General features: G+C 43.8%; 27 protein-coding genes. 12 read left to right on the top strand and 15 right to left on the bottom strand.

What is annotated here, in order from left to right:
• Positions 1-16 precede the first annotated feature (16 nt).
• From C2M32_RS04070 to C2M32_RS04085, 4 genes are all read left to right on the top strand, one after another.
• Complete coding sequence (locus C2M32_RS04070; protein WP_105167234.1) at positions 17-3,889, top strand: YhdP family protein; 3,873 nt, start codon at positions 17-19, stop codon at positions 3,887-3,889.
• Positions 3,890-3,946: 57 nt separating this feature from the next.
• Positions 3,947-4,774 (top strand): carbon-nitrogen hydrolase family protein, encoded by an 828-nt coding sequence (locus C2M32_RS04075; RefSeq protein WP_105167235.1) that lies wholly within the window; start codon positions 3,947-3,949, stop codon positions 4,772-4,774.
• Positions 4,767-6,206, top strand: a complete 1,440-nt coding sequence (gene tldD, locus C2M32_RS04080) for a metalloprotease TldD (RefSeq protein WP_105167236.1) — start codon at positions 4,767-4,769, stop codon at positions 6,204-6,206. The genes C2M32_RS04075 and tldD overlap by 8 nt, the downstream gene beginning before the upstream one ends.
• Positions 6,207-6,614: 408 nt before the next feature.
• Positions 6,615-7,034, top strand: a complete 420-nt coding sequence (locus tag C2M32_RS04085) for a BLUF domain-containing protein (RefSeq protein WP_105167237.1) — start codon at positions 6,615-6,617, stop codon at positions 7,032-7,034.
• Between the two features lie 44 nt (positions 7,035-7,078).
• Here C2M32_RS04085 and yjgA read toward each other — a convergent pair whose 3' ends face one another.
• Positions 7,079-7,600, bottom strand: coding sequence for a ribosome biogenesis factor YjgA (gene yjgA / locus C2M32_RS04090; protein ID WP_105167238.1), 522 nt, complete (start codon positions 7,598-7,600; stop codon positions 7,079-7,081).
• A 131-nt stretch (positions 7,601-7,731) separates the two neighbouring features.
• Between yjgA and pmbA the strand changes: the two genes are divergently transcribed.
• Complete coding sequence (gene pmbA / locus C2M32_RS04095; RefSeq protein ID WP_105167641.1) at positions 7,732-9,081, top strand: metalloprotease PmbA; 1,350 nt, start codon at positions 7,732-7,734, stop codon at positions 9,079-9,081.
• Between the two features lie 34 nt (positions 9,082-9,115).
• Here pmbA and mgtE read toward each other — a convergent pair whose 3' ends face one another.
• From mgtE to C2M32_RS04150, 11 genes are all read right to left on the bottom strand, one after another.
• On the bottom strand, positions 9,116-10,474 hold the full coding sequence (gene mgtE, locus C2M32_RS04100; protein ID WP_105167239.1) for a magnesium transporter: 1,359 nt from the start codon (positions 10,472-10,474) through the stop codon (positions 9,116-9,118).
• 177 nt (positions 10,475-10,651) lie between these two features.
• Positions 10,652-10,924, bottom strand: a complete 273-nt coding sequence (locus tag C2M32_RS04105; RefSeq protein ID WP_105167240.1) for an HPr family phosphocarrier protein — start codon at positions 10,922-10,924, stop codon at positions 10,652-10,654.
• Between the two features lie 4 nt (positions 10,925-10,928).
• On the bottom strand, positions 10,929-11,774 hold the full coding sequence (gene rapZ / locus C2M32_RS04110) for an RNase adapter RapZ (RefSeq protein WP_105167241.1): 846 nt from the start codon (positions 11,772-11,774) through the stop codon (positions 10,929-10,931).
• An 18-nt stretch (positions 11,775-11,792) separates the two neighbouring features.
• A complete protein-coding gene (gene ptsN / locus C2M32_RS04115; protein ID WP_105167242.1) occupies positions 11,793-12,245 on the bottom strand; it encodes a PTS IIA-like nitrogen regulatory protein PtsN in 453 nt (150 codons plus the stop codon).
• 2 nt (positions 12,246-12,247) lie between these two features.
• Entirely contained in the window at positions 12,248-12,535 is a 288-nt protein-coding gene (hpf, locus tag C2M32_RS04120) for a ribosome hibernation promoting factor (protein WP_010376661.1), read from the bottom strand.
• 27 nt (positions 12,536-12,562) lie between these two features.
• Positions 12,563-14,080, bottom strand: coding sequence for an RNA polymerase factor sigma-54 (locus C2M32_RS04125; protein ID WP_105167243.1), 1,518 nt, complete (start codon positions 14,078-14,080; stop codon positions 12,563-12,565).
• Between the two features lie 58 nt (positions 14,081-14,138).
• Entirely contained in the window at positions 14,139-14,864 is a 726-nt protein-coding gene (lptB, locus tag C2M32_RS04130; protein ID WP_105167244.1) for an LPS export ABC transporter ATP-binding protein, read from the bottom strand.
• 2 nt (positions 14,865-14,866) lie between these two features.
• Positions 14,867-15,394, bottom strand: a complete 528-nt coding sequence (gene lptA, locus C2M32_RS04135; protein ID WP_105167245.1) for a lipopolysaccharide transport periplasmic protein LptA — start codon at positions 15,392-15,394, stop codon at positions 14,867-14,869.
• Entirely contained in the window at positions 15,384-15,938 is a 555-nt protein-coding gene (gene lptC, locus C2M32_RS04140; protein ID WP_105167246.1) for an LPS export ABC transporter periplasmic protein LptC, read from the bottom strand. The genes lptA and lptC overlap by 11 nt, the downstream gene beginning before the upstream one ends.
• Positions 15,939-16,049: 111 nt before the next feature.
• Positions 16,050-17,021, bottom strand: a complete 972-nt coding sequence (locus tag C2M32_RS04145) for a KpsF/GutQ family sugar-phosphate isomerase (protein WP_105167247.1) — start codon at positions 17,019-17,021, stop codon at positions 16,050-16,052.
• An 11-nt stretch (positions 17,022-17,032) separates the two neighbouring features.
• On the bottom strand, positions 17,033-17,992 hold the full coding sequence (locus tag C2M32_RS04150) for a calcium/sodium antiporter (protein WP_105167248.1): 960 nt from the start codon (positions 17,990-17,992) through the stop codon (positions 17,033-17,035).
• A gap of 182 nt (positions 17,993-18,174) precedes the next feature.
• On the opposite strand from C2M32_RS04150, the gene C2M32_RS04155 reads away from it, so the two are divergent.
• Genes C2M32_RS04155 through murA form a run of 7 tightly spaced genes read left to right on the top strand, consistent with a single transcriptional unit; the run spans position 18,175 to position 22,857 of the window.
• Positions 18,175-19,017, top strand: coding sequence for an ATP-binding cassette domain-containing protein (locus C2M32_RS04155; RefSeq protein WP_105167249.1), 843 nt, complete (start codon positions 18,175-18,177; stop codon positions 19,015-19,017).
• The gene (mlaE, locus tag C2M32_RS04160) at positions 19,017-19,793 is read left to right on the top strand and encodes a lipid asymmetry maintenance ABC transporter permease subunit MlaE (RefSeq protein ID WP_442792694.1); all 777 of its coding nucleotides are present in this window, start codon (positions 19,017-19,019) and stop codon (positions 19,791-19,793) included. Before C2M32_RS04155 ends, mlaE begins: the two co-directional genes overlap by 1 nt.
• A gap of 16 nt (positions 19,794-19,809) precedes the next feature.
• Positions 19,810-20,355, top strand: a complete 546-nt coding sequence (mlaD, locus tag C2M32_RS04165; protein WP_105167251.1) for an outer membrane lipid asymmetry maintenance protein MlaD — start codon at positions 19,810-19,812, stop codon at positions 20,353-20,355.
• A 38-nt stretch (positions 20,356-20,393) separates the two neighbouring features.
• Positions 20,394-21,038, top strand: coding sequence for an MlaC/ttg2D family ABC transporter substrate-binding protein (locus C2M32_RS04170; protein ID WP_234401241.1), 645 nt, complete (start codon positions 20,394-20,396; stop codon positions 21,036-21,038).
• Positions 21,025-21,324, top strand: coding sequence for an STAS domain-containing protein (locus C2M32_RS04175; protein WP_105167252.1), 300 nt, complete (start codon positions 21,025-21,027; stop codon positions 21,322-21,324). Before C2M32_RS04170 ends, C2M32_RS04175 begins: the two co-directional genes overlap by 14 nt.
• 5 nt (positions 21,325-21,329) lie before the next feature.
• Positions 21,330-21,587 carry a BolA family iron metabolism protein IbaG gene (gene ibaG, locus C2M32_RS04180; RefSeq protein ID WP_105167253.1) on the top strand — a complete coding sequence of 86 codons (258 nt, stop codon included), beginning with the start codon at positions 21,330-21,332 and terminating at the stop codon, positions 21,585-21,587.
• Positions 21,588-21,597: 10 nt separating this feature from the next.
• Complete coding sequence (murA, locus tag C2M32_RS04185; protein WP_105167254.1) at positions 21,598-22,857, top strand: UDP-N-acetylglucosamine 1-carboxyvinyltransferase; 1,260 nt, start codon at positions 21,598-21,600, stop codon at positions 22,855-22,857.
• Between the two features lie 69 nt (positions 22,858-22,926).
• Here the strand turns inward: murA and C2M32_RS04190 are convergent, their stop codons facing one another.
• From C2M32_RS04190 to C2M32_RS04200, 3 genes are all read right to left on the bottom strand, one after another.
• Positions 22,927-24,012 carry a trypsin-like peptidase domain-containing protein gene (locus C2M32_RS04190; protein WP_105167255.1) on the bottom strand — a complete coding sequence of 362 codons (1,086 nt, stop codon included), beginning with the start codon at positions 24,010-24,012 and terminating at the stop codon, positions 22,927-22,929.
• A gap of 91 nt (positions 24,013-24,103) precedes the next feature.
• Positions 24,104-25,456: a DegQ family serine endoprotease gene (locus C2M32_RS04195; protein WP_105167256.1), complete on the bottom strand. Its 1,353-nt coding sequence runs from the start codon at positions 25,454-25,456 to the stop codon at positions 24,104-24,106.
• A 127-nt stretch (positions 25,457-25,583) separates the two neighbouring features.
• Positions 25,584-26,042 carry a YhcB family protein gene (locus C2M32_RS04200; protein ID WP_105167257.1) on the bottom strand — a complete coding sequence of 153 codons (459 nt, stop codon included), beginning with the start codon at positions 26,040-26,042 and terminating at the stop codon, positions 25,584-25,586.
• Positions 26,043-26,130 lie beyond the last annotated feature (88 nt).

A 26,130-nucleotide genomic window follows, 5' to 3' on the forward strand; every position in this document is an offset into this window, starting at 1 on the left:
GGTGACGTAACGTCTCATGCAAGTTAAAACCTTTTGTTTTTTTTGTGTCCGCAAGATATGGCAGGTGTTTGCTATTACACTTGTCACGCTTGCGGTACTGGTATCGGTTATAAAGTATAGCTTGCCCTACGCTAACGATTATCGCTCAGACATTGAACAGATAATCTATCAACAGCTGGATGTAAACATCAGTATTGGCTCTATTAGTGCCAGTTGGGAAAGTGAAGGCCCAGCGCTGGTGTTAGAAAATCTAACATTCGTTGACAACCAAAGTTCCCCGATTGCTCTATCAATTGCGAAAACGAGCTTGCAATTGAATGTACTTGAGTCGCTCAGAAATCTACAAGTTCGCTCTAATTATTTCGTTTTGGAAGGGTTTTCTGCTCAAGTAGACGTTGCCAAGCTGGCTGAAGTCAATGACTCAGAGGGGGCTGATTTTGAACAACAATCGTTGATTGAAAGTCTATTTTTGGGTGAAACAGGGCATTTTTCAATTCAATCTAGTCAGCTTAACTTGACTATGAAAAGTGGCTTGCAGCATACACTTCTGCTAAATGACTTGATTTGGCAAAACAGTCCGAATAGCCACGAAGGCGAAGGTGAAGTGGCCATTCCAGGTTTAAAGCAGGGGCGTTTTGCCGCGCGTTTATCTTTGACAGGTTCAACCTTGAGAGATCTCGCAGGGCAAGTGTATTTACAAGCGCAAAACCTAGACGTGGCGGAATGGTTAACAGAACAAATCTCGACACAGAAAAAGCATATCGCTACAGAACTAAATGGTGAACTTTGGCTGGCGCTTGAGCATGGTAAGGTTCAAGACGTAACGATTAACACGTTGCCGAGTCAAATGCAGTGGCAAGAGGGTGAGCTGCGACACACATTATCTCTCACTCGTGGACAACTGAAACTTATGCCACATGCTAGGCAATGGCATCTCACTAGCTCCGAGTTAGAATTTGCTTTGGATGATCAACAGTTTATTCCCGCCAAATTACAAGGTTTGTTTAACGATAATCTGCGTCGTATATGGTTTGATGACATTAGTTTGGGCTTAGTAAAACAATTTGCGCTGTTGATGCAGGCAGACTGGGTCGATAGTGTGGCTGATCTAGATGCTCAAGGGACACTGCAAGGCCGCATTAGCTGGGATGCACAGCAGCAGTTTGATGTGTGGTTAAACGGCCAGCAGTTGAGTTGGTCTAATCACAATGGAATCCCAGGGGTAAATAATTTACGGGCTCAAATGCTGTGGCAAAATAATGCTGCGGTTATCGCTTTATTTAGTGAACAGTCTCAGCTTGAAACTGCGGATATGTTTACAAAACCGCTGGCGTATGAGCAATTAAATGGCGAATTGCAGCTCTATCAGTTGAATGGTGAGTGGCATTTAAGCAGCGATTCGTTGTGGTTTAATAATCAAGACATTACCTTAGCCGCAGAAATGCATTTAACTTTGGGTGAAGTGACCAAGTTGGACTTGTATGCGGAGATGCTCGGGGGCAGTGCTGACACCGCTGGAGACTATTTCCCACTGACGGTCATGGAAGAGAGTCTCGTTGATTATTTAAATCAAGGTATCAGAGGCGGCCAACTTCACACTACTCAGGTGCTGTTGTCGGGTCCACTGTCAGCGTTTCCATTTGAGGATGGAAGTGGCCAGTTTGAGGTTTTATCTCACATTACTCAGGCTGAATTTCTGTTTGCACCGGATTGGCCCGCACTGAAAAATGGTGATGTAACTCTGCATTTTGCCAATGAGCGCATGGATATCTTTGCTAATGCAGGAGAGTTAATCAATCAGCAATTAAGCGCGCCTGTTGTCGTGACTCTGCCAAATCTTAACCAAGCTGATAATCTGTATGTCGATATTGCCCACACAACCGATGCACAAACACTGTTGCCTTTTTTCGAGAAAACGCCATTAAGCGAGCCTTTGGTTGATATTCTGAGCGTTGTACAAGGTCATGGCGAGATGACTACACAAATCAAACTCGATATTGATCTACGAACGTTGGCAGTAAGCGCAACTGGAAGCGTGGATTTAAATGGTGCTGATGTAATGTTAAAGCAACCGGGCATGTTGCTGTCGGATGTCACAGGTATATTGCATTTTGTGGATGATAAGATTGAGCTAACACAAAGCAAGGCAACGTGGTTGGATATGCCCATCGCTATCAATGTTATGGCAGATGGTGACAACAACAACTATGCCGTCAATGTGAGTGCGACCTTACTTGCTCAATCTCAGCATCTCGTGCCCTATACACAAGGCTTACTAGATGGTTTGATTGACGGAGAGAGCCAGTTATCTACCAAGGTGCAGCTAAATTTCTCGGAGCAAGGTTTTAGCTATAACGCTAAATTTAATGCTAATTTAGAAGGCATAACGAGTTCTTTTCCAGCGCCTTACCAAAAAAACAGTGAGGACGTTTGGTTACTACACGGTGAGGTGCAAGGTGATGACATCTCAAACTTGATCACGGTTAATCTGGCGGATAAGTTATTTTTCAATGCTATTTTAGACAATGAGTCCGCACAGTTGAGTCAAGCTCAATTGAGTATTGGTAAAGACAATAAGGGGCTCGCAGGTGAAGGTTTACATGTTGCCATTACCCAAGAAAAGCTTGAACTGGATCCATGGATTGAGTTTATAGACCGCATAATTTCATTACCATCACCAAGTTCCGACGAGCGCAGGGTTTTGCCTCCTTTACGGCAGCTGACCTTGCAATCGGCACATACTCAGATTGCCAATATTCCATTCACTGACTTGGAAGTGAGAATGTTTCCAAGCAATGATGGTATGACTATGCGTGTAAACGCCAGAGAAGCAAGGATAACGGCATTATTACCAGAGTCAGGTTCGAGTAGGCCGATACGTATAGATAGTGATTATTTAAGAATCAACCAGTTGGAAAAGCAAGCCGATCAAAAACCTGCAAAAGAAGAACTCGATTGGCTTACTCGGGTGCCCGCCATTGAGTTCAATTGTAGTGACTGTAAACTCGAAAGTTATCAATTGGATAAAGTCAGTGCTTCATTGTTTGGTGATGGCAAGCAGTTGACCGTGTCAGAAATTGTGGTGGATAAAAAAGAACATGTATTACGAGGCTCCGGACGCTGGTTTGATGGCGTAAGTTACTTTGAAGGAATAATGAATAGCAAAGATATTGGAGAGCTGTTCGATGAATTCGATCTTACCTCAACTATCAAAGACTCCAGAGCTAACCTCAATTATCGGCTAAATTGGCATGGTGCTCCGTATGACTTTGATATTGAAAGTCTTGGTGGTGAAATTACATGGGAGCTTGGCGAGGGGCATTTAGCTGAAGTGAGTGATCAAGGCGCGCGGGTATTCTCATTGCTAAGTCTAGACTCGCTAATAAGAAAGTTAAAACTAGACTTCAGGGATGTGTTCTCAAAGGGTTTTTTCTACAATCAAATGAAAGGTAGTGTGCAATTAGAAAAAGGCATTGCGTATACCAAAGACACTAAGTTAGATGGGGTACCGGCGGATTTGAGTATACAAGGATATGCTAACCTTAATACTCAGGAGATCAATTATGATTTAGCTGTTGCACCTCAGGTAACGTCTAGTATTCCGGTTATTGTCGCGTGGATGGTAAACCCGGTATCGGGGCTGGCAGCATTAGCGTTAGATAAAGTCATTCACTCCGCCAGAGTTATTTCGGAAATTAAGTTTAAAGTGACGGGGACAATGCAAGAGCCAGTGGTCAAAGAGATTGATCGTAAAAGCAGAGAAGTTGAAATTCCTCAGGCTGCGAGAAATCAACCGCCTGAAGCTAACGGCAAACCCGCCACGACAGAGCAATCAAAACCAACAGACCTTCACGATGAGAAAGCAGACTCTACACCCGTGATGGGCTAGATGTTCACAAGCGCTTGGTGAGCACTGCATCAACATATATTTTTGGAGTTCGTAATTATGCCATTTAATGCGCGTGTTATAGCGGTACAAATGTGTTCAGGCATGCAACCAGAGCATAATTTTAAACAATTAGAACAGTGGCTAGAGCAAAGTGATCTCAGAGAACCAACTTTGGTATGTTTACCTGAAAGTTGGTTAGCGTTTATGCAAGATGCAGAGCAGTCGTTGCAGTTTGCTGAGCATTACCAATATTGGTTAGGTAAACTAGGCGAATTGTGTCGACGTTTTCACATTTGGCTGAGTGCCGGAACCATCGCCAGCAAAGACAGCGAGGGAGGTTACTATGCCGCAAGTTTTTTGCTTAACGAAGCGGGCGAAGTGGTAGGGCGCTATAACAAAATACACCTATTTGATGCGGATGTTGCCGATGGCAGCGGTGGCTATCGGGAATCACGCTTAACTATCGCAGGAAATGAAGTGGTGGTTGTAGATAGCCCATTCGGTAAGATTGGTTTGAGTGTGTGTTATGATGTGCGGTTTCCTGGTCTTTATCAAGCCATGCGTAGCTTAGGTGCTGAGATACTGTTGGTGCCCAGCGCATTTACGACGGTGACGGGAGCTACACATTGGCTACCTTTACTCCAAGCCAGAGCGATAGAAAATCAGTGTTTTGTAATAGCACCAGCGCAATATGGTACTCATGAAAATGGCCGCAAAACATACGGACATAGCCTAATATTATCACCGTGGGGTGACGTTTTGGCAGATGCAAAACAACAATTAGGGGTGATCAGCGCAGAACTGGACTTAACGCAGCTGCATAGGCTTCGCACAGATATGCCAGTACAGGTTCACAACAGATTTAAGAGTGAGTTTTATGAATAGTGTCGAACAGCATTTGCTGACTGATAGTCAGTTAGATAGAGCGCAATTAGAACAGACGTTAAGCTATATACATCAGCATAAAGTAGACTACGCAGACCTATATTTTCAGTCCAGTCATCACGAAACTTGGGTATTAGAAGATGGTTCGGTGAAAGAGGGTAGCTACAACATTGAACGTGGTGTCGGCGTCAGAGCGGTGGCGGGTGATAAGACTGGCTTCTCTTATTCAGATGCTATTAATATCGAAGCGCTTGATAAAGCCTCCATGGCGGCTAGAAGCATTGCTCAAGCAGGAGAAGAGAAAAAGGTACAAGTGTTCAGTGAGCAAGCGGTTCGCCAGCAATTTGCGCCAGCTCAGCCCATTACCAGTATGAGTGATGCCGAGAAGATAAATTTATTGAGAGAAGTCGAAAATGCCATTCGAGAGCTCGCTCCCGATGCACAACAGGTGGTTAGCTCGCTTTCCGCAGTGTATGAAGAAGTGCTTATTGCGGCGAGCGATGGCACTTTTGCGACGGACATTAGGCCATTAATTAGATTAAGCTGCTCAGTGCTATTAGAAAAAAATGGTCGTCGTGAACGAGGCAGTGCTGGAGGGGGAGCCCGCTTAGACTATGGTTACTTTAAAGAACTTGTAGAGGGAAAGCCTCGTTGGTTGGGCTACGCACAAGAAGCTGTCCGCCAAGCCAGAGTTAATCTTGAAGCGATTGATGCACCCGCTGGAACGATGCCGGTTGTGTTAGGTGCAGGTTGGCCTGGAGTATTGCTTCATGAAGCTGTTGGTCATGGCTTAGAAGGTGATTTTAATCGCAAAGGAGCCTCTGCATTTAGCGGCAAAGTGGGTGAAAAGGTTGCCTCTAATCTATGTACCGTGATTGATGATGGTACGATGGCTAATCGTCGTGGTTCATTAAATGTGGACGATGAAGGTACACCTGCTGGCTATAATGTATTGATTGAGAACGGAATTCTAAAAGGGTATATGCAAGATAAGCTAAATGCCCGACTGATGGGAGTCGCGCCAACGGGGAATGGTCGCCGAGAGTCGTACGCTCATCTACCTATGCCACGTATGACAAACACTTATATGCTGCCAGGCGCTGACACTCAAGCCGATATTATCAGCAGTGTTAAAAAAGGAATTTATGCACCTAACTTTGGTGGTGGTCAGGTCGATATTACGTCAGGAAAGTTTGTATTTTCTGCCTCTGAAGCGTATCTAATCGAGAATGGCAAAATCACTCAGCCCATCAAGGGAGCAACGTTAATTGGTAATGGCCCAGACGTTATGAATAAAATCTCGATGGTTGGTAATGACTTGGAATTAGATCGTGGCGTTGGAGTATGCGGTAAAGATGGCCAAAGTGTGCCAGTCGGGGTGGGCCAACCTAGCTTGAAGATTGATGAAATCACCGTAGGCGGTACAGCTTAAACGGACGATTTAATAAGGCTTGTTATTGGTGTTCACTGATAACAAGCCTTGTAAAAAAGTGGCCCAGATTTTACTTTGCATTGTTTTTAATCGCTCTATCTGACGACACAGACCCTAACCTTTTAAAGGTTTCATAGATAACATCCTTTCCGTAATAGCTTTATCTTCGAAAACACCCTGTTGGTAGCAATGTGGCAAGCATCGCAGCAGATGTTGTTCATGGCTCGACAATTCGCTAACCCAAAGTCATCTCACCAGTTACCAGCTTTGCGCTTGTCGAGCCAGTAGGAAAGCGATGAGCAACATGTGTAAAGGGAGAAAAAGTCGCTTATGAAACAAATTTTCTCGCATTTTAGGGGGGGTGGATTACAGTTAATTTTGTACTTAACCTAACTAAGAGTAACGGATATGTTTTTAACACGGTTAATTTACGCCAGCACGATTGGTGATAACTTTTCACAGCAGACAATAGAAGAAATCTTAGAGTCAGCGCGATGCAACAACAAGAAACACAATATCACTGGCATGTTGTGTTTTAATTGTAATTATTTTCTTCAATGTTTAGAAGGGTCTAGAACTGAGGTAAATGAGACATATAAGCGTATTTTAACAGACGATAGGCATCACCGTATCGTAATGTTAGATTATCGAGAAATTGACTCAAGGGAGTTCTCTGATTGGACCATGGGTTATGTTCCCAGCTCAACCATTTCCATTCCCATCAACTTGAAGTTTTCAGAAGCCTCGGAGTTTAATCCTTATCTTATGTCTGGAGCGAGCGCTTATAAGATGTTGCTAGAGCTTAAGAAAGTAGTGCCGATGCTATAGCTCGACACATACTCAATAAACCAGCATGAAGCTGGTTTTCTTGGTTAAGGCATCATTGCTTCTTTTAAGTATTGGAAGAGCTCTTTGTAACCTTTGGCAGGTTTCTGGGCTTTTTCTTCTTTGCTTGCTTGTCTAACGAGCTGACGCATTTTTTGGCGTTCTAATCTTGGATATTTATCAATGAGTTCGTTGATTTTGCTGTCGCCTTGGCTAATCAATTCATCTCGTACCAGCTCTATTTTATTGAGCAACACGTCGGCTTGCTTATTTTTATTAAGCATTAGACCAATGGCCGCTTCGATGTCCGCTACATTTTCTGTTAGACGCAAGGTCTTAGTGATGTAGTTAATGTGACGTCGATAAGCCTCACTTTTTTGGCGGATTTTGTCGGCGACAACCATCGCTTCAATGAGATCATCACTGAGCGGGAGCTTATCTCGCTGTTTTTTAGGCATATTGGCGAGATCTTGTGCGAGCTGGTGATATTGCTGTGCATCGCGTTTAAGTTCGCTTTTTGATACGTAAATGATTTCTTCGTCAGGGATTGGTTTGTTTTGCTTCGCCATGATAGTTACAGGTTTTCGGATTTGTACTAAGTATACCAATTTTGTGGCATAAATGCTTTTTCTCAATGGGGCGATAGTTTAGATGTGTGTTAGCATTAGATTATAGAGATTATTTTGAAGAGATGATGAGCATGGCGCATTCTCAGAAACACCCAATCTATACGCAAATCGATGAAGTAAAACAAGCTGTGTCAGAAGCCTTAAGTCACGCCAAAAGGCTTGGCGCGACGGCGGCTGAAGCTTCAATGTCCAGCACGTCGGGTTTATCTGTAAGCACTCGAATGGGTGAAGTAGAAACAATTGAGTTTAACCAAGATGGTGGCTTAGGAGTATGTGTGTATGTGGGCAATCACAAAGGTAATGCTTCCACTGCGGATCTAAGTCCAAAGGCGATTAGAGCAGTCGTGGAAAAAGCCGTAGATATTGCCAAGTTTACATCGGACGATCCGTGTAATGGCGTCGCTGACAAAGAACTGCTTGAAATGTCTCCACCGGATTTGGATCTATTTCACCCTTGGGAGGTGACACCTGAGCAAGGGATTGAATTATGCATCGAAGCGGAGAAAGCCGCGCTAGATTCAGATGAGCGCATCGTAAACTCGGACGGGGCAAGCTTTGCCAGTCACCAAGGGTTGCGTGTGTACGGTAACAGTCACGGCTTATTAGCTGGTTTTCCTCGCACTCGCCATACTCTTAGCACTATGGTGATTGGTAAAGACGGTGAACAAATGCAGCGCGACTCAGCATTTACAGTTTCTCGTGAGCGCCAGGGGTTAAAATCTGCCACCGCAGTTGGTTTAGAAGCCGCGCAGTCAACATTGGCCAAATTAAATAGCCAGAAGCTAAACACAATGAAGACACCCGTTATTTTTAGAGCTGACATTGCAAGTAGCCTATTTGGGCATCTTGTATCAGCTATTGGAGGTGGAGCGCTGTATCGCAAGTCTAGTTTTTTACTGGATAAATTGGGTGAGCAAATATTTAATCCTTGCGTCAACGTGCTGGAGCGACCGCATTTGCCTAAAGGCTTGGCCTCTAGTCCATTCGATAGCGAAGGGGTAAAAACACTGGATCGAGATATTATTCACGGTGGTGAGCTGAGAACGTATTTATTATCTAGTTATGCTGCCCGTCGATTGGGTATGACCTCAACAGGCCACGCTGGGGGGATCCACAATTGGTTAGTCCAACAAACTCACGATGATCTCAAGACTTTGCTAAAAACAATGGGAACAGGGTTATTGGTCACAGAACTTATGGGTCAGGGCGTGAGCACAGTGACAGGGGATTACTCTAGGGGGGCATCTGGATTCTGGATTGAAAATGGCCAGATCCAATACCCTGTGAGTGAGATCACCATAGCGGGTAATTTGGCCGATATGTTCAAAAATATTCAGGCGATTGGGGGAGATATTGAATATCGGAGCAGTGTACAAACAGGTTCGGTTTTGATTGACTCAATGCAAGTCGCAGGCACTTAACAGACCAGCAAGGGGCGGATACGCCCCTAACTGGCTAAATCAAGAACCAAGTTGCCGTACCTAGGAAAGCAAAAATACCTACGATGTCCGTGACGGTTGTCAGTACTACACTACCAGCCAATGCTGGATCAATATTCATACGTTTTAAAATAATAGGAATGCTGGCACCTGCAATGCCCGCAGCGAGTAAGTTCATAAACATTGCAAAAGCAATCACCGCGCCTAATACAAAGTCCCATTGCCATAATGCAACGACTCCAGCGATGAGAATAGACCACAGCACGCCATTTAGTGCGCCGATAGCTAACTCCTTACTGAGAATAAAGCGTTGGTTAGTTTGGTTTATGTGCCCTAAGGCAATACCACGAATAACTAAGGTGAGTGTCTGGCTACCTGCAACGCCACCCATACTCGGAACTATCCCATTGAGCACGGCTAAAAAGGGTAGAATGTCGAGGGTACTTTCGAAGAAGCTGGCAACAAAGGCGGCTAAAAGCGCTGTGAGCAAGTTGATACCTAACCAAATGGAACGGCGCTTAGAACTTTTAAACACCGGAGCGAACGTATCTTCTTCGTCATCGAGACCTGCCATACTCATTAAGCTATGTTCAGCATCTTCACGAATAACGTCAACTATATCATCGATGGTGATCCGACCTAGCAAGTGGGCATTATCATCGACAACTGCAGCAGAAATCCAATTGTGGCGTTCAAAAAGTTGTGCTACTTCTTTTTCTTCCATGGTGATGGGAATTGACTCTTTCTCCGTATCCATCAAATCACGGACCAGCTTTTCTGGAGAATTAGTCAGCAGGCTGTTAAGTGATAAAGCACCTATAAAACAGTTATCTTTATCAACCACATAGAGATCATCAGTACCATCTGGAAGCTCTCCTCTGAGTCTTAGGTATCTTAATACAACATCAAGTGACACATCAGGGCGAATGGTGACTGTGTCGGTGTTCATCAAGGCACCAGCTGAGCGCTCCTGATAAGATAAAGCCTGAGTAGCCCGTTCTCTGTCTTGTGCGTCCATCGCACCGACAACATCTTGATAAACGGTTTCTGGCAAGCTTCTAAGTACTTCACCTAAGTCATCGTCATCCATGTCTTCGGTAGCGGCAGCAATGAGCTCCGGTTCCATCTGGACTATGATACTAAGACGAACATCTTCCGAAAGCTCTTCCAGTACATCCCCTTGAATGTCAGGATCTACGAGTTGCCAGAGTTGACGACGCACCTTGTGCGGAGAAGACTCAAGCAGCAATGCGGTATCGCACGGTGCAGTTTCAGCCAAAATGCGTCTGACTTGAACAAACTGTCCACTATTTAAAGCCTGCGTGACTTGTTGCAGTTGTTGCAGTGTATAGTCTTGTTCAAGGGCTTCAGGCATAGGCTTCCTTTAAATACTTTTGTTATTTTTAACTTGAGTGCCTAAAGAGAAGCTGAAGAGCCAGCTAAGGTATGACAAGGAAAGTCAGGCACAACTCATTGCCTAAGAGTTTAACGTAAATTCAGCCTGCTTACCAAGTATCTAAGAGGATTTTATATATAAGATAAAGGTGCTAACTTATTCTTGTTCATGAAACTTTTGAGCAATGAGCTCGCCAATTGCTTGTAGAGCTCCCTGCGCATCAGGTCCATCACAAACGACTTTTACCTCTTTGCCTTGACTACTTTCTAATAGCAGTAAGGCAAGTACGCTGTGTCCATCGGCCGATTTATCATCTTGGTATAAAGTAATTTTTGCATCAAACTTGACTGCTAACTGGGCGAGCACCGAAGCTGCTCTGGCATGTAGTCCACATTTATTTTGAATTAGGAATGTATCTTCACATCGCATAATGTCAGGTATCTTGTTCTCGGTGACGGATTTTTATGTTCGGATGTGTACGGGCAAAGCTCTCGCCAATGGTTTGTGCTAAATACACAGAGCGATGTTGTCCGCCAGTACAGCCAATGGCAATCGTCAAATAACTACGGTTATTGCGTTCAAGGTGAGGTAACCAAGTTTGCACGAAAGTTTGAATTTGCCATGTAAACTTTTGCACGATGCTGTGGCTTGCCAAATAGTCTTTAACGGGCTGATCCAAGCCAGTCAAAGGCTTAAGCTCAGGTTCCCAATGAGGGTTAGGTAAAAAACGTGCGTCAAAAACAAAGTCGGCTTCCTTAGGTATGCCGTGCTTAAAACCAAAAGATTGAAAGGTAACAATAAGCTGTTTATCTTTCTTTCCCAAAATTCGTTCACGAATGGTCTCAGCCAGTTGGTGAACGCTCAAGTCGGTCGTGTCTATTAGGACATCCGCACGGGTGGTGAGTACATCAAGTAGCTTTTTCTCGGCTTTAATTGCTAAGTCTAAGGGGAGATCATGCATAGAGAGTGGATGTAGACGGCGAGTTTCAGAAAAACGTCTGATGAGCGTATTATCATCACTATCTAAGTAAAATAACATCGGGTTCGCAAAACCAGGCAAATATTCTAGTATATCGTTAAAGTCTTGCTGTTCTTTTGGCAGATTACGGACATCTATACTGACGGCAATTTTATCGTAATTGTCAGACACACTGCGTACTAACGACGGCAATAGGTTAACTGGAATATTATCAACACAGTAATACCCTAAATCCTCAAGTACACGTAATGCAACGGATTTTCCAGAACCCGAACGTCCACTAACGATGATCAAATCCATTATGCTTCCTTTGGTAACCTAGTCTGCTGAAGCAATAATGGCATAAAGTTCCTCATCATTGCCAGCATTGCGTAACTGTTTGCAGAATTCTTTATTATTTAGCTTTTCAGCAATGGCTGCTAGAGTTTTCAAATGCTGTTGATTGTCACCTTCAGGCACTATCAACGCGAGAAATATATCAACTGGGCGATTATCAATAGCGTCAAAAGGGATCCCTTGCTGGTTGACAAGTAACATCGCAGTGACTTCATCGATACCTTCGATACGGCCATGTGGGATGGCAATGCCTTTACCAATACCAGTGCTCCCCAGTTTTTCTCTATTCATCAGTGCATTTAAAATGTCATGCTGACTTAGAGATGGAAGCTGTTCATGGGCTAATTCACTGATATATTCAAGAACCCGTTTTTTGCTATTAAAAAGGACCGCAGCTTTACTGCAGTCCTTATTTATAAGTGAGCTTAATTTCATGATTAGTGTCGAGTAAGCTTCTCTTTGTGTTTAATTACTTGGCGATCTAACTTATCGATAAGTCCATCGATCGCAGCATACATATCTTGATGTTCTGTTGACGCAAATAACTCGCCACCATTGACGTGTAAGGTGGCTTCGGCCTTTTGGACCAGCTTTTCAACATCTAAGATCACATGCACATTGTTAATGTGATCAAAATGCCTTTCCAGCTTCGCAAACTTGTTGGTTACATAGTCTCTTAATGAATCAGTGATTTCTACATGACGACCAGTTAAATTTAGTTGCATAAGCATTTTCCTTCTTTGGTATTGCGTCTAAATCAAGCTTTTGCGCTGATTGGACGGTGGAATGGCTAACGACTCCCGATATTTGGCTATGGTGCGTCGGGCCACCTTTATTCCTTGCTCTGCTAGGATGTCTGCTATTTTGCTATCGCTTAATGGTTTCGCGGCATTTTCTGCAGCAACTAGCTTTTTGATAAGTGCTCGAATCGCTGTAGATGAGCACTCTCCTCCGTTTTCTGTACTTACATGGCTTGAGAAGAAGTATTTCAACTCAAAAATGCCTCTAGGTGTATGCATATACTTTTGAGTGGTCACTCGAGAAATGGTGGATTCGTGCATCTCTACCATTTCAGCCACATCATTCAACACCATAGGTCTCATAGCCTCAGGGCCATGTTCAAAGAATGCCTGTTGTTGTTGCACAATGCAATTAGTAACTTTCATTAATGTTTCATTTCTGCTTTCTAAGCTTTTAATGAACCACTTAGCTTCTTGCAGGTGAGAGCGAATAAATTGGCTGTCAGTGCTGGATTTCACAGAACGTGACATAGCTGCATAGTGATCATTCACTCTTATTTTTGGCATACAATCAGGATTTAATTCAACCACCCAACGGCCTTTGACTTTTTTAACTGAGACATCAGGGATAACATACTCTGATTCTTCTCGGATAATACTTGCTGCAGGTTTTGGATTGAGTGAATGAATGAGTGTCATGATCTCTTTGAGTTCGGCTTCCTTGAGCTTGGTTTTTTTCATCAAGGTACGATAATCTCGACTCGCTAACAGGTCAATGTGCTCATTGAGGATCATTTTGGTTTCTTTGAGCCAAGGTGTTGTGGTTGGATCAAATTGATTTAGCTGAATACACAAACACTCTTGTAAACTACGTGCGCCAATACCCACAGGATCGAACAATTGAATGCGCTTCAATACTGCTTCAATTTCATCTAATTCGATTAGTTCTTCGGTATTACCGTCATTGAGACTTTCTAAAATATCTTCGGTACTTAGAGTTAGCGTGCCATTATCATCAATCGCTTCTACGATGGCGACGGCGATACCATGATCTGTAGGGCTAAAGGGGGTGAGCTCAAGTTGCCACATCAAGTATTCATGGAGGGTTTCGGTTGTTTCACCTTGATAAACGGTTTCATCTTCGGGCATTGGACCACTGCTGGCAGCGGGGGCGGCACTCATGTACTCATCCCAAGTTACATCCATGGCTAACTCTTCGCTGACGGTGTCTTTGCTCAACGCTGCATCGGAGTCCATTTCATAGTCGCTAACCGCTTCTACTTCATAGGTATCTTGATCTTGGTTTGCATCGTCATGGCTATTATCTTTACCATTTTTTTCCTGAGCGTCACTGTCGTGCTCAGAATCGGAATCAGACTCTTCTATTTCAAGAAGAGGATTGCTATCAAGCGCTTCTTGAATTTCTTGTTGTAGATCCAGCGTACTCAATTGCAGCAAGCGAATGGCCTGCTGTAACTGTGGTGTCATGGTAAGTTGCTGCCCCATGCGCAGCTGTAACGATTGCCTCATGTACCTTTAACAATCCTTCTTATTCTCTATTTTATTGTTGTGACCAAGCGTATATTAACTATAGCCTGAATTGTTCACCAAGGTAGACATCTCTTACTGTTTGATCCGCTAAAACATGTTCAGGGGTACCAGATGCGATCAGTTCACCGTGTGATACGATGTAAGCTTTTTCACATACATCAAGGGTTTCTCGAACATTGTGATCGGTGATCAGCACACCAATCCCTCTATTTTTTAAATGTTCGATTATTTTCTTTATATCTAACACTGAAATGGGATCAACACCAGCAAAAGGCTCATCTAGCAGGATAAATTTTGGATTAGCGGCTAAAGCGCGAGCAATTTCAACTCGACGGCGCTCACCACCAGATAACGCCATACCTAAACTGTCACGAATATGCTGGATATTGAACTCGTCCAATAATTCGTTTAGCACTTGCTCTCTTGCTGTCTTGTTAAGCGAATTGCGGGTTTCTAGAATAGCCATCAAGTTTTGATACACGGTGAGCTTTCTAAAAATAGATGATTCTTGTGGTAAGTAACCGATACCGAGACGAGCACGATTATGCATTGGCAACAGCGTTATGTCATGGTCGTTAATACTCACTGTGCCATGATCGCTCGGCACCAAGCCCACAATCATATAAAAGCTCGTTGTTTTACCTGCACCGTTCGGACCGAGTAAACCTACTATGCTACCAGCCTCAACACTTAGGCTAACGTTTTTGACAACTTGTCTGCCTTTGTAGCTCTTTGCCAGAGCCGTTGCGGTTAATACGCTCATATTTATTTGCCTTGGTCTGGATTTTTTGACTTTTTCTCAGGTACAAGAATGGTATGTACTCGGGCGTTATCTTGTTCACCTCTTTCTGCGCTGATCAGCTGTTTGTCCATGTCATAGGTGATAGATTGCGCTTGGATAATTTGTCCAGATTGGTTGATGGTGGCGTTCCCTTTAATAACCAATGTTCGATTAGCAACGTCATAGCGGATCTCTTGTGCGCTGGCGGTAAGCTCGCTGCCATCAGACTGCTTCTCTAAAAAGCGAGCAGGATTACCAGTTGCAACAAGTAGTTGCATATTATCACCTAACTCTTCGCGGCGGTGAACTTCTAGCCTGTCGGCATTTATTTTGCGGTTGCCATGGATGATTTCTACATTTTGCTCAAAAATGCCAATATTGGTTTTTAGCATAGCTTGCTGTTTACCAGCTTTAATAGAAACCTCACTGGTTGCCTTATTTTGCTGAGCGTTTACGCCTTGGCATAGTAGGAATCCAAGCATGGTCACGGTAAATAATAATCTATTGGTCATAATAAATAGTTCGAGTATGGTTTATTAGTTCAATTATATCGGTGTTTAAATCGGCATAGAGACCTTTGCCAGTAATTTTTAAACTTGGCCCTGTGATTTCAACAGGCCTTTCCGACTGCATTAGTCGCTCATTTATTTCAACGCGTATATTGTCCGCTTTAATTAAAGTGATCATCGCACCCGTTGTGAGATTTTGAGCTTCTACATTACCTTCTAACATCAACGTGTTATTTTCATACAAAGTGGCTTCTTGGGAAGAGATCAGCCAGCTCTGTGAGCCGTTATACAAATTAAACACCGGTGAGGTAAAATGGCTAAATCCAAGATCTTGATATAGCTCCATTTTTACTGCGGTGACGGTATAGGTTCTAATTCCAGCCTCATTATAAGAGGTTTGTTGCAACTCTGTGGCGATATAATCAGGTTTGGCAATAATGTCGCTCTGTGACACTGTTTTTGGCGCTTTTTGTGTCAAATATGGATACCAAAGCCAGGTCATTGAGATGACGAAAACAATAAATAAAATGACTCGACTACTACTCATTACAAGTTTCCAAACCGTGTTCGCAGCGTTACATCCATTCTCAAACTAAAGTGTGTTTGATGAATAAACAATGAACTGTTTCTAATGGCTACGGGCATGTTGACGTTCATGTTATAGCACTCCTGCTCGTAGCAAGTCCTGTGTATTGAGCGCACCAATAGGGCGATTATTTCCATCTATGACAACTAAGCCATTGATTCGTTTCGTTTCCATTATGTTTAAAGCTTCAGCGGCTAGCATATCAGCTTTTGCTGTTGTGCAGTTAACCGTCATTGCTTTATGAATAGACGTGTTATGTAAATCAACTCGCTGTTCGATAATACGTCGCAAATCGCCGTCAGTGAAGATACCTATTAATTCATCGTGTTCATTCACAACGGTGGTCATGCCCAATCCCTTCGCTGACATTTCAAACAGAGCGTCTTTGATGGTACTTGAATGTGAGACGATGGGCACTTGCTCACCTTTGTGCATTATCTCATCTAACGTAAGCAGCAAACGCTTACCAAGGGAGCCTCCTGGATGTGACAGTGCGAAATCATCCGCAGTAAAGCCTTTCGCTTCAAGTAGAGCAACGGCTAATGCATCACCCATCACGAGCGTTGCTGTGGTACTGGCTGTTGGTGCAAGGCCAAGAGGACAAGCTTCTTGCGAAATTGCGATATTCAAGTGGACGTCGGATAGCTTTGCCATTGAGGAGTGAGGATTTCCTGTCATCGCAATAATTTTTGCACCAATGCGCTTGATCACTGGAATGATATTCAAAACTTCACTGGTTTCACCAGAGTTAGAGATCAGCAATACAACATCTTGTTTTGTGATCATTCCCAAGTCACCGTGGCTTGCCTCACCGGGGTGAACAAAAAATGCGGGCGTTCCCGTACTTGCAAACGTTGCGGCTATTTTGTTACCAATGTGTCCTGACTTTCCCATCCCGATGACAATTGTTCGCCCCTGGCAATCAAAAATTGCCTGACATGCGCGTGCAAAATGCGCGTCGATGTATTGGCCAATTTCGGTGATAGCTTGCTGTTCTATCTTAATGACTCGCTGGGCGGTATCAATAAACTGCTTTGATAACATGAAAGTGGATCCTAGATAATTATGTAGTACATATAGCCAATAAATGCTGCGAGTAAAAGGCCACCTTCAAAGCGATTAATGCGACGCGTTCCAGTAAAACTCTGACTCATGAATACTAATGCTAAAGTCGCACCAAGCATGATGTAAATATCGCGTCCAGCGATATTGATATCAATATTAGCTGGATTAAGAATCCCTGCGATAGACAATACAGCCAATATATTGAATATATTAGAGCCAATAATGTTACCAAGTGCAAGGTCATCCTCTTGCTTTAAAACCCCTGCGATACAAGCTGCGAGCTCTGGTAAACTGGTACCTATGGCAATAATTGTCAGGCCTATTAATAGGTCACTCATGCCAAAATATTTTGCAATATCAACGGCCGCATCAACTAAATATCCAGAGCTGACAGGTAACAGTACCATACCGATGATTAACCAAAACAAAGCTTTTTTAGTAGGGACGTTGTCGGGTACTTCGTCGCAGGCTTCATTGATTAGAGGGTCATTAGTGTTGCCGCTTTTCTTAGTGATGACTATCAATGCCACTAAAAATGCGATGAACCCTACCAGTAAGGCAGTGCCTTCAAAAAGACTAAAGTGATCATCGCTAACAATAAACCATGCAGCAAGAGATACGAGTACGAGCAAAGGCATTTCTCGTTTCAATATGCCTGAACTTACTGATAAAGGGCGAAGCAATGCGGTGATACCGAGCACTAATAAAATATTCGCAATATTTGAACCCACCGCATTACCAACCGCAGTGTCGGTTTTATCTGCCAATGCAGCTTGCGCTGCGACCATCATCTCAGGTGCCGATGAACCCATCGCTACGATGGTAAGGCCGACTATCAGTGTGGGAACACCGAAATTGCGCGCGAGCGCCGCAGCACCAAAAACGAAGCGGTCAGCGCTCCATACTAATGCTACAAATCCGAGAATCAGAATGACAAAAGATAAAACCATAAAAAAGCGAAGCCGATTGATTAAGTTACAATGGCGCAAATAGTAACAAATGCCCTCGCAAAAGTATAAGTAAAAGAGGCGATTTGATTGCCTATTTTAGGCGTATTCAGGTTTGAGTCAGACATTTTATATTACAAAAAATTACGAAAACTTTTTTCCTTCACAGAGCAAAAAATCGTATCATGGCGCCATTAGTAAAAGTAGATGTGGAGAGCGGCTTGTCGCAAGCAATTGTAGAAATCAAGGATGTGACGTTCACGCGAGGTGATAGGACCATCTATAAAAACATGAGTTTCTCCGTACCCAAAGGAAAGATAACCGCCATAATGGGCCCAAGTGGTATCGGAAAAACAACGATGTTACGTCTGATTGGTGGACAATTAAAGCCAGATCAAGGGGATATTTTATTCGAAGGCAAAAGTATTCCCAGCATGTCACGCAAAACCTTGTACGACACAAGAACGAAAATGAGCATGCTATTTCAAAGTGGCGCACTTTTTACCGACATGTCGGTGTTTGATAACATTGCTTTTCCGTTACGTGAGCATACTCAGTTAAGTGAGGATCTCATTCGTCTTGTGGTACTTATGAAGCTACAGGCTGTTGGCTTACGTGGAGCGAAAGACTTAATGCCTTCAGAATTGTCTGGCGGAATGGCAAGGCGTGCTGCTTTGGCTCGTGCAATCGCACTGGACCCAGAACTTATCATGTATGATGAGCCTTTCGCTGGACAGGACCCAATTTCGATGGGCGTGTTAGTGAAACTGATCAAGTCACTTAATGAAGTCTTGGGGCTTTCATCTCTTATTGTAACGCATGATGTTAATGAGGTATTGAGCATTGCCGATCATGTGGTGATTATCGCAGAGCAAGGAGTCATAGGCAGTGGCACACCTGAGCAAATGCAGGAACACGAATCTCCATTAGTGCAGCAGTTTTTGCAAGGTCTTTCAGATGGTCCTGTGCCTTTCCACTATAAGGCACAAGGCTATGAAGAAGAGCTATTATCGGGGAGTAAGCAGTGATAGATTTTTTTCAAGCGATTGGCCATAAAACACTTAGTCGATTTGCTTCGTTGGGACGAGCAACACAGATGTTGATCGGGGCTTTAGTCAGAGTCCCAAATCTGCGCAAGGGACCAGCTTTACTGGTGCGTCAACTGTATATGGTCGGACACCAGTCGCTATTGATTATCATGGTCTCCGGTCTGTTTATTGGTATGGTTTTAGCGTTACAAGGCTATACCGTATTGGTTGGTTATGGTGCAGAGGACAGTTTAGGGCCATTAGTAGCACTGAGTTTGTTACGTGAGTTAGGGCCTGTTGTTACGGCATTGTTGTTTGCAGGGCGTGCAGGTAGTGCGTTAACCGCTGAAATTGGCTTGATGAAAGCAACCGAGCAGCTATCCAGTTTAGAAATGATGGCCATTGATCCACTGCGTCGTGTGATCTCACCTCGATTTTGGGCTGGTTTCATCAGTATGCCGTTACTGGCATTGATTTTTTCTGCGGTAGCCATTCTTGGCGCGCATTTGGTGGGCGTTGATTGGCTGGGTGTTGATTCAGGCAGTTTTTGGTCAATTATGCAGTCTCAAGTTTCTTTCGAAAAAGATATATTAAATGGCATGATCAAAAGCTTTGTATTTGCACTGATCGTGACATGGATAGCGTTGTATAAAGGCTACGATTGTATCCCTACCTCTGAGGGGATAAGCAAGGCTACAACCGAGACAGTGGTCCATTCTTCATTGGCAGTATTAGGGTTTGACTTCTTACTAACTGCTGTGATGTTTACAGGTTAAAAGGTTTTAAAAACAAATGAATACACGGAAAATAGAAATATTAGTTGGCTTATTTGTCGCTTTGGGCGTTGCAGCTTTTGCGGTACTGGCATTAAAAGTTGCGAACTCAGGTATTAGCGGCAATGGCGAAACTTACACCTTAAACGCTAAGTTTGAAAATATAGGATCATTGAAAACTCGAGCGCCAATCAAAGTCGGTGGAGTTGTAATTGGTCGTGTGGAAGGGATAAGTATCCATCCTCGCGAGTTTGTGCCTGTGGTCGCAATGAGCATAGATGCGAACTACGAATGTCAGTTCTCAGATACCTCTTCCGTGTCTATTCTTACTTCTGGGATTTTAGGTGAACAATACCTTGGTATCTCTCCAGTTATTGCTTCTGACTCTGCAAAACAAACTTGCTTGGGTAATGAAGTAACTTCAAATAGCGACTCAGAACTGGATGATCTCTTTGGTGTTGAGAGTAAGGCGCTTAAAGATGGTGATTTGATCACGGATACCAAGTCAGCATTAGTATTAGAAGAGTTAATCGGACAGTTTTTATTTAATCAAGGTAGCGAATAATGGGTGCGATGGTAAGAGTCTTTTTCGTTGCTGCATTAATGATTTGCAGCAGTACGACTTATGCAAATGATGCGGTGAACTTACAGGATCCGTACGAAATGGTTCAACAAGTTGCGGACAATACATTTAAGCGTATTACAAAAGACCAAGCGATTATACTGCAAGATAAAGAACACCTGCGCTTGATTGTCGAACAAGAGCTGCTGCCTTATATCGACTACAAGTATGCTGCGTACAGAGTACTGGGTAGCTATATCCAAAAGGTGAGAAATATCCAAGATAAAGAAGAGAAAGCTCAAGCAGTTCAGCATATTAAGCAGTTTATTGAAGTATTCAAAAACTACCTAGTGGCGACCTATGCTGGAGTATTCACTCAGTACACAAATCAACAGGTTGAGTTTGGCACCTCGAGAGAGTTCGAAGACGAGCAAGTAGCCATTGTGAAAACCAAAATTGTTGAAGCGGGTAAACCCGATATTAAAATCGATTTTAAAGTGCGTAGGGGCTCAAATAATGAGTGGCGCGCATATGATATGATGGCAGAAGGTATTAGTTTATTGGATGCCAAACAGACCGAGCTACATGGTATTTTACGCCAACAAGGCATCGAACATGTGATTGACCTCCTCGACAAGAAAAGCCGTTTACCTGTTCAGTTCAGGGGGGATGATGGCAGCAAATAAAGTAGAGTTTGTGAAGCTTGATGATGAACTTGTCCGTATTTGTGGTGAATTAACTAGAAATAGCCTAGTGAATGAACGCCTTCTTAACCAGCAGGTAGAAAATGTTCAGTCAGTACGTTATTTTGACCTTTCTGAGGTCTCTAGGGTTGACACGGCGGGTTTAGCTTGGTTAATTCACTCCCTAGGTAAATTACAGAGTCAAGGTAAACGCCTTGAGCTTAAAAATGTGCCCGAGCAGCTCCATAATTTAATGGCGTTAGGTCAGGTATCAAACTTATTTGAGTGAGTCTAATGGAAACAAACCAAGTCGAAACTTTATTAAAAGACGCATTGTCACTACAAGAAGTGATCGTTAAAGCCAATGGTAATCACTATGAAGTGATAGCAGTTGGAGAGTGTTTTGACGGTTTAAGTCGGGTTAAAAAGCAACAGCTAGTATACGGCCCACTGATGGGAACTATCTCTGACGGCACTATTCATGCCGTAAGCATCAAAGCATTTACGCCAACGGAGTGGCAAAGAGAACGCAAATTTATTCTACCGCAATAACGGAGTCACTATGGATCAGTTTGTTATCCAAGGGGGCACCACTTTAGCGGGTGAGGTCACTATATCAGGCGCCAAAAATGCGGCGCTTCCTATTCTTTTCGCTGCATTACTTGCCGATGGCGAGAGCCGTTTTTCAAATGTTCCGCAACTAAGAGATATTGGTACAACAGAAGCACTATTGAAAACCCTCGGAGCAGGGATCAAATGGCAAGGTGACACTCTATTTGTGGATGGTCGCACCGTTGATAAAGTACTGGCGCCGTATGAACTGGTAAAGCAAATGCGTGCTTCGGTATTGGCACTTGGTCCTTTGCTTGCTCGTTTTGGCGAGGCTCAAGTTTCTTTGCCTGGCGGTTGTGCTATCGGTGCGCGTCCTGTTGATATTCATATTAGCGGTTTAGAGCGCATGGGGGCGCAAATTAGCGTAGACAATGGCTATATCAACGCTAAGGTTGATGGACGCTTGAAAGGCGCAGAAATATACATGGAAACGGTCAGCGTAGGCGCAACTGAAAACCTGTTGATGGCTGCAACGTTGGCTGATGGTACAACAGTATTGGAAAATGCGGCACGTGAACCTGAAATCACTAATCTTGCCGATTGCTTAAAGGCGATGGGAGCTAAGATAAGTGGTGCGGGCACTAGCCGAATAGAGATACAAGGCGTCGATAAGCTCAATGGTTGCGAGCATCGAATTTTACCGGATCGAATTGAAACGGGAACCTTTTTGGTTGCCGCTGCGATGGCGCAAGGTGAGGTGCTGTGTACCAATACCGATCATACCAGCCTAGAACCCGTATTGGATAAACTGCGCGCAGCCAATGCACTTTTAGAAGTGACGGATAACAGTATCTATCTGGATATGCGAGGGAGAACACTCAAAGCGGTGAACATTAAAACGATGCCACACCCTGGTTTTCCAACTGATATGCAGGCACAGTTTACCGCTTTGAATGTGGTCGCTGAGGGCAGTGCAACCATCACGGAAACTATCTTTGAGAACCGCTTTATGCATGTGCCTGAATTACAACGTATGGGTGCAAACATTCGTCTTGAAGGTAATACTGCGATATGTGCAGAAACAGATAAGCTCAGTGGCGCACAGGTGATGGCGACTGATTTAAGAGCCTCTGCCAGCTTGATATTAACGGGCATCGTTGCCAGCGGTGAAACCATTGTTGATCGTATCTATCACGTTGATAGAGGTTATCAGCGTATTGAAAATAAGCTCAGCAAACTAGGTGCGAAAATCAAGCGTAGACATAATTAGTTGCTTACGTAAGGCTTAAAAACAAAAAAAGCGAGCAAAGGCTCGCTTTTTTGCTGCTATAAGTCATGTTTAATTTGCTCGAGTCTCGAGCTCTGCAACAACGAGGGTGAAGGTGCGCAATTCATCGCCGCGATAAACTTGAAATTCAAGGCGTGTGCCTGGGCGAGTATTGCCGATAAATTTAAGTGTTTTTTGAGGATTAGTAACAGGCTCCCCCGCAACTTTGACAATAATATCATTTTCTTGCATCCCTGCTTGCCATGCAGGGCCAAGAGGGTCTAAATCACTTACTCTGAGGCCTACAATGCGTGTGTAGAGGTCGGTGACTTCTTTACCTGTACTGTCCACAGCAGCGCCTCTGAAACCTAGATATCCTCTGACTACACGGCCGTCAAGAATTAGCTTCTGCATCACTTCTTTTGCGAGCTTATAAGGAACGGCGAACGAAATACCTTGAATATCTATGTTGTAGCGTGTGCGAAATTGTGCCGAGGTGATCCCGACGAGTACGCCGTTAGAATTCACTAAAGCACCACCAGAATTACCTACGTTCACCGCTGCGTCCATTTGCAATAAATTATTATAGGGACTGTCAGTAAGTGTTTGCTTACCAGTGGCACTGATCACCCCTTGCGTAATAGTCTGTCCTAAGTTGAGTGGGTTGCCAATTGCCAGCACCACATCACCGACACGGGGGACAAAGTTATCATCAATGGGGATGACTGGAAGATGTTGTGCATCTATTTTCAGTAAGGCTAAGTCAGTGATGGTATCAAAGCCAATGACCTGTACATCATCGAAGCGACGTCCATCGGTTAGAATCACCATGATTTGATCAGCGTCGTTCACCACGTGATAGTTGGTCAATATGTAGCCGTCATGAGACATCAGTACACCAGAGCCTAGCTCTTGAGTGGTATTGGCTCTCATATAACGAGGTACAGAAGAAATACTTTCTGAAAAGATAGTGACCACAGCAGGCGAAGCTTTAGCAACAGCATCAGCAAAGCTCATATGGCTGCTGGAGTAGTGGCCAGTAACGTTTAATTTGGGAAGGAGCGCATTTTTTAGGTTAGGAGAAAACCAAATAATGACGAATGCAATGCAAAGTCCTATCAATATAGGAGGCAGAAAAAAACGGATAAATTTTAACACAAGCGCAGTCTTTATGATTTTTAATCGTTTTATGATGCACAAAGAAAAACACAGCGGCAAGTGCCACTGTGTTTTTCCTGTGATTTATTCATTACTGAATGAGTAAGAACACCGAATCTCGGCCGCGTTTGATGCCTAGTACAATGTTGCCTTGAATATCCTCGATAAGATTACTCATATCTCGGATACTATCGACGCGCTTGCGGTTTACTTGCATGATCACGTCACCTTCTTCTAAACCTACTCTGGCTGCCGGTGAACGTGGCTCTACAGACGTAACAACAACGCCTTTATTACCGTTTCGTTCGCCACTTTCTAATACCGCACCACGCAGCATTGGATGGACTCTATCAGCAGGAGCCTGTGCTTCACCTTGGCCTTTTAAAGTGACTTCAATGGTGCGTTTCTTACCGTCACGGTAGACGCCTAACTCGACTGTTCGGCCTTCACCTATGGTGGCTATTTTACTGGCCAATTCAGCAAAGCTGTTGATGCTGTCGCCATTTACGCTGATGATCACATCGTTTGCTAATATGCCAGCTTCAGCGGCGGCTGAGTCTTTAATAACTCGCGCAACATAGGCACCTTGTTTGACGTCAAAGCCTTGTGCTTTCGCGATACCAGCATCGAGTGTGCGACCCTCAATACCCAATGAACCACGGCGAACCTGACCAAATTCTACGATTTGATCAACCAAGTTTTTCATCATATTGGATGGAATCGCGAAACCGATGCCGACATTCCCTCCTGATGCGCCTAAAATTGCGGTGTTGATACCTATCAGCTCTCCTCTGAGATTGACCAATGCGCCCCCCGAGTTACCTTGGTTGATTGCAGCGTCAGTTTGAATAAAGTCTTCATAACCTTCAATATTCAAACCACTGCGCCCCAGTGCACTTATGATGCCTGAAGTAACGGTGTGGCTTAGACCAAAAGGGTTACCTATTGCAACTGAAAAGTCACCGACACGTAGTTTGTCTGAATCCGCTAGCTTTATTTCGGTGAGGTTTTCGCCATCAATTTCTAATAGCGCAATGTCGGACTCTTTATCTGTGCCGACCAACTTGGCTTCAAACTCTCGGCCATCTTCAAGCGTGACAATGATCTTTTCTGCATCAGCGATAACATGGTTATTGGTGACCACATACCCTTCATCGGCATTGATGATCACGCCTGAGCCTAAACCACTGAAAGGACGCTTTTGACTGCGAGGCTGTGGGTTTCCAAAAAAGTAATCAAATGGGTCAACACGACGGCGCACCTCTTTAGCACCAGAAACCTGAATGCTGACAACTCCTGGGGTTACACGCTCCAGCATTGGAGCAAGTGTTGGCATGGTTTGTCCCTCAACCGCCATAGGTAATTTGGCTAGTGCAGCGTGTGGGCTGAGAAGTAATGAGGTAGATAAAATTGCTGCTGTTAATAACGAGTGTTTCAATTTCATAGTCAGTAAATACTCCGCAAAAAGCGTTAATGCATTGAAAAGGCAGATGCTTTAAGGCAAGCACCCGTTGCCATTTCGCTATTGTAAAAAACTATATTTACTGACTATGGGGTCAAAAAAAAGTTCATCAAGAGACTTTTGATTGCTTAATTTCTGAACGCTCCCCTGAAAACAGGCCACTCTCCCCATCGACATAGTCCGTTGGTTGAGCCGCGCCTTCATTGGTTGTTTCTTTGCGTCTACGTTCGGGACGGCTTTTCAACGAAGCATGTAATTGCTCAGTGGTTTCTTTAGAGAAAAACGGCTCACTTGGATGTGTAGGTTTTTCGGTCAATAACACTTGATTGGTTTCTTCAACATGGTTAAGCAACTGACTGTAACTATCTTGCATTTTAGTCATCAGCTTCTTAGTACTGGCTAAGTGATCAGCAACTTCTTGACGATATTGCTCTAATTCATGTTTGGCTCGCTGAGCTTGTTGTTCAAGTTCACCATGTTTAAATTGTTTTTTAGTCCACACTGAACCTATGAAAAAGGCGGCGATGGCTACGACTACTATCAGTCCCATCCAAGCAAATGAGGTCATATATCTCTCCTAAAAAAATCGCGAGGCGCGTGAGCTTTGTACAGCAAGGCGAGTTTGCGACTAATGATAAAATCTAATGATAAGCTAA

This window comes from Pseudoalteromonas sp. T1lg23B, assembly GCF_002964665.1.
Lineage (GTDB): Bacteria > Pseudomonadota > Gammaproteobacteria > Enterobacterales > Alteromonadaceae > Pseudoalteromonas.

Excerpts from the sequence above, each read along its gene's own strand:
- rapZ (WP_105167241.1), bottom strand. The coding sequence starts at position 11,774 with ATGGATTTGATCATCGTTAGTGGACGTTCGGGTTCTGGAAAATCCGTT.
- C2M32_RS04150 (WP_105167248.1), bottom strand. The coding sequence starts at position 17,992 with ATGGTTTTATCTTTTGTCATTCTGATTCTCGGATTTGTAGCATTAGTA.
- C2M32_RS04085 (WP_105167237.1), top strand. The coding sequence starts at position 6,615 with ATGTTTTTAACACGGTTAATTTACGCCAGCACGATTGGTGATAACTTT.
- murA (WP_105167254.1), top strand. The coding sequence starts at position 21,598 with ATGGATCAGTTTGTTATCCAAGGGGGCACCACTTTAGCGGGTGAGGTC.
- mgtE (WP_105167239.1), bottom strand. The coding sequence starts at position 10,474 with ATGCCTGAAGCCCTTGAACAAGACTATACACTGCAACAACTGCAACAA.
- C2M32_RS04125 (WP_105167243.1), bottom strand. The coding sequence starts at position 14,080 with ATGAGGCAATCGTTACAGCTGCGCATGGGGCAGCAACTTACCATGACA.
- ptsN (WP_105167242.1), bottom strand. The coding sequence starts at position 12,245 with ATGAAATTAAGCTCACTTATAAATAAGGACTGCAGTAAAGCTGCGGTC.
- lptA (WP_105167245.1), bottom strand. The coding sequence starts at position 15,394 with ATGACCAATAGATTATTATTTACCGTGACCATGCTTGGATTCCTACTA.
- tldD (WP_105167236.1), top strand. The coding sequence starts at position 4,767 with ATGAATAGTGTCGAACAGCATTTGCTGACTGATAGTCAGTTAGATAGA.
- yjgA (WP_105167238.1), bottom strand. The coding sequence starts at position 7,600 with ATGGCGAAGCAAAACAAACCAATCCCTGACGAAGAAATCATTTACGTA.
- C2M32_RS04070 (WP_105167234.1), top strand. The coding sequence starts at position 17 with ATGCAAGTTAAAACCTTTTGTTTTTTTTGTGTCCGCAAGATATGGCAG.
- C2M32_RS04175 (WP_105167252.1), top strand. The coding sequence starts at position 21,025 with ATGGCAGCAAATAAAGTAGAGTTTGTGAAGCTTGATGATGAACTTGTC.
- C2M32_RS04170 (WP_234401241.1), top strand. The coding sequence starts at position 20,394 with ATGATTTGCAGCAGTACGACTTATGCAAATGATGCGGTGAACTTACAG.
- hpf (WP_010376661.1), bottom strand. The coding sequence starts at position 12,535 with ATGCAACTAAATTTAACTGGTCGTCATGTAGAAATCACTGATTCATTA.
- C2M32_RS04155 (WP_105167249.1), top strand. The coding sequence starts at position 18,175 with ATGGCGCCATTAGTAAAAGTAGATGTGGAGAGCGGCTTGTCGCAAGCA.
- mlaD (WP_105167251.1), top strand. The coding sequence starts at position 19,810 with ATGAATACACGGAAAATAGAAATATTAGTTGGCTTATTTGTCGCTTTG.
- C2M32_RS04145 (WP_105167247.1), bottom strand. The coding sequence starts at position 17,021 with ATGTTATCAAAGCAGTTTATTGATACCGCCCAGCGAGTCATTAAGATA.
- lptC (WP_105167246.1), bottom strand. The coding sequence starts at position 15,938 with ATGAGTAGTAGTCGAGTCATTTTATTTATTGTTTTCGTCATCTCAATG.
- ibaG (WP_105167253.1), top strand. The coding sequence starts at position 21,330 with ATGGAAACAAACCAAGTCGAAACTTTATTAAAAGACGCATTGTCACTA.
- C2M32_RS04195 (WP_105167256.1), bottom strand. The coding sequence starts at position 25,456 with ATGAAATTGAAACACTCGTTATTAACAGCAGCAATTTTATCTACCTCA.
- C2M32_RS04075 (WP_105167235.1), top strand. The coding sequence starts at position 3,947 with ATGCCATTTAATGCGCGTGTTATAGCGGTACAAATGTGTTCAGGCATG.
- C2M32_RS04105 (WP_105167240.1), bottom strand. The coding sequence starts at position 10,924 with ATGCGATGTGAAGATACATTCCTAATTCAAAATAAATGTGGACTACAT.
- C2M32_RS04200 (WP_105167257.1), bottom strand. The coding sequence starts at position 26,042 with ATGACCTCATTTGCTTGGATGGGACTGATAGTAGTCGTAGCCATCGCC.
- pmbA (WP_105167641.1), top strand. The coding sequence starts at position 7,732 with ATGGCGCATTCTCAGAAACACCCAATCTATACGCAAATCGATGAAGTA.
- lptB (WP_105167244.1), bottom strand. The coding sequence starts at position 14,864 with ATGAGCGTATTAACCGCAACGGCTCTGGCAAAGAGCTACAAAGGCAGA.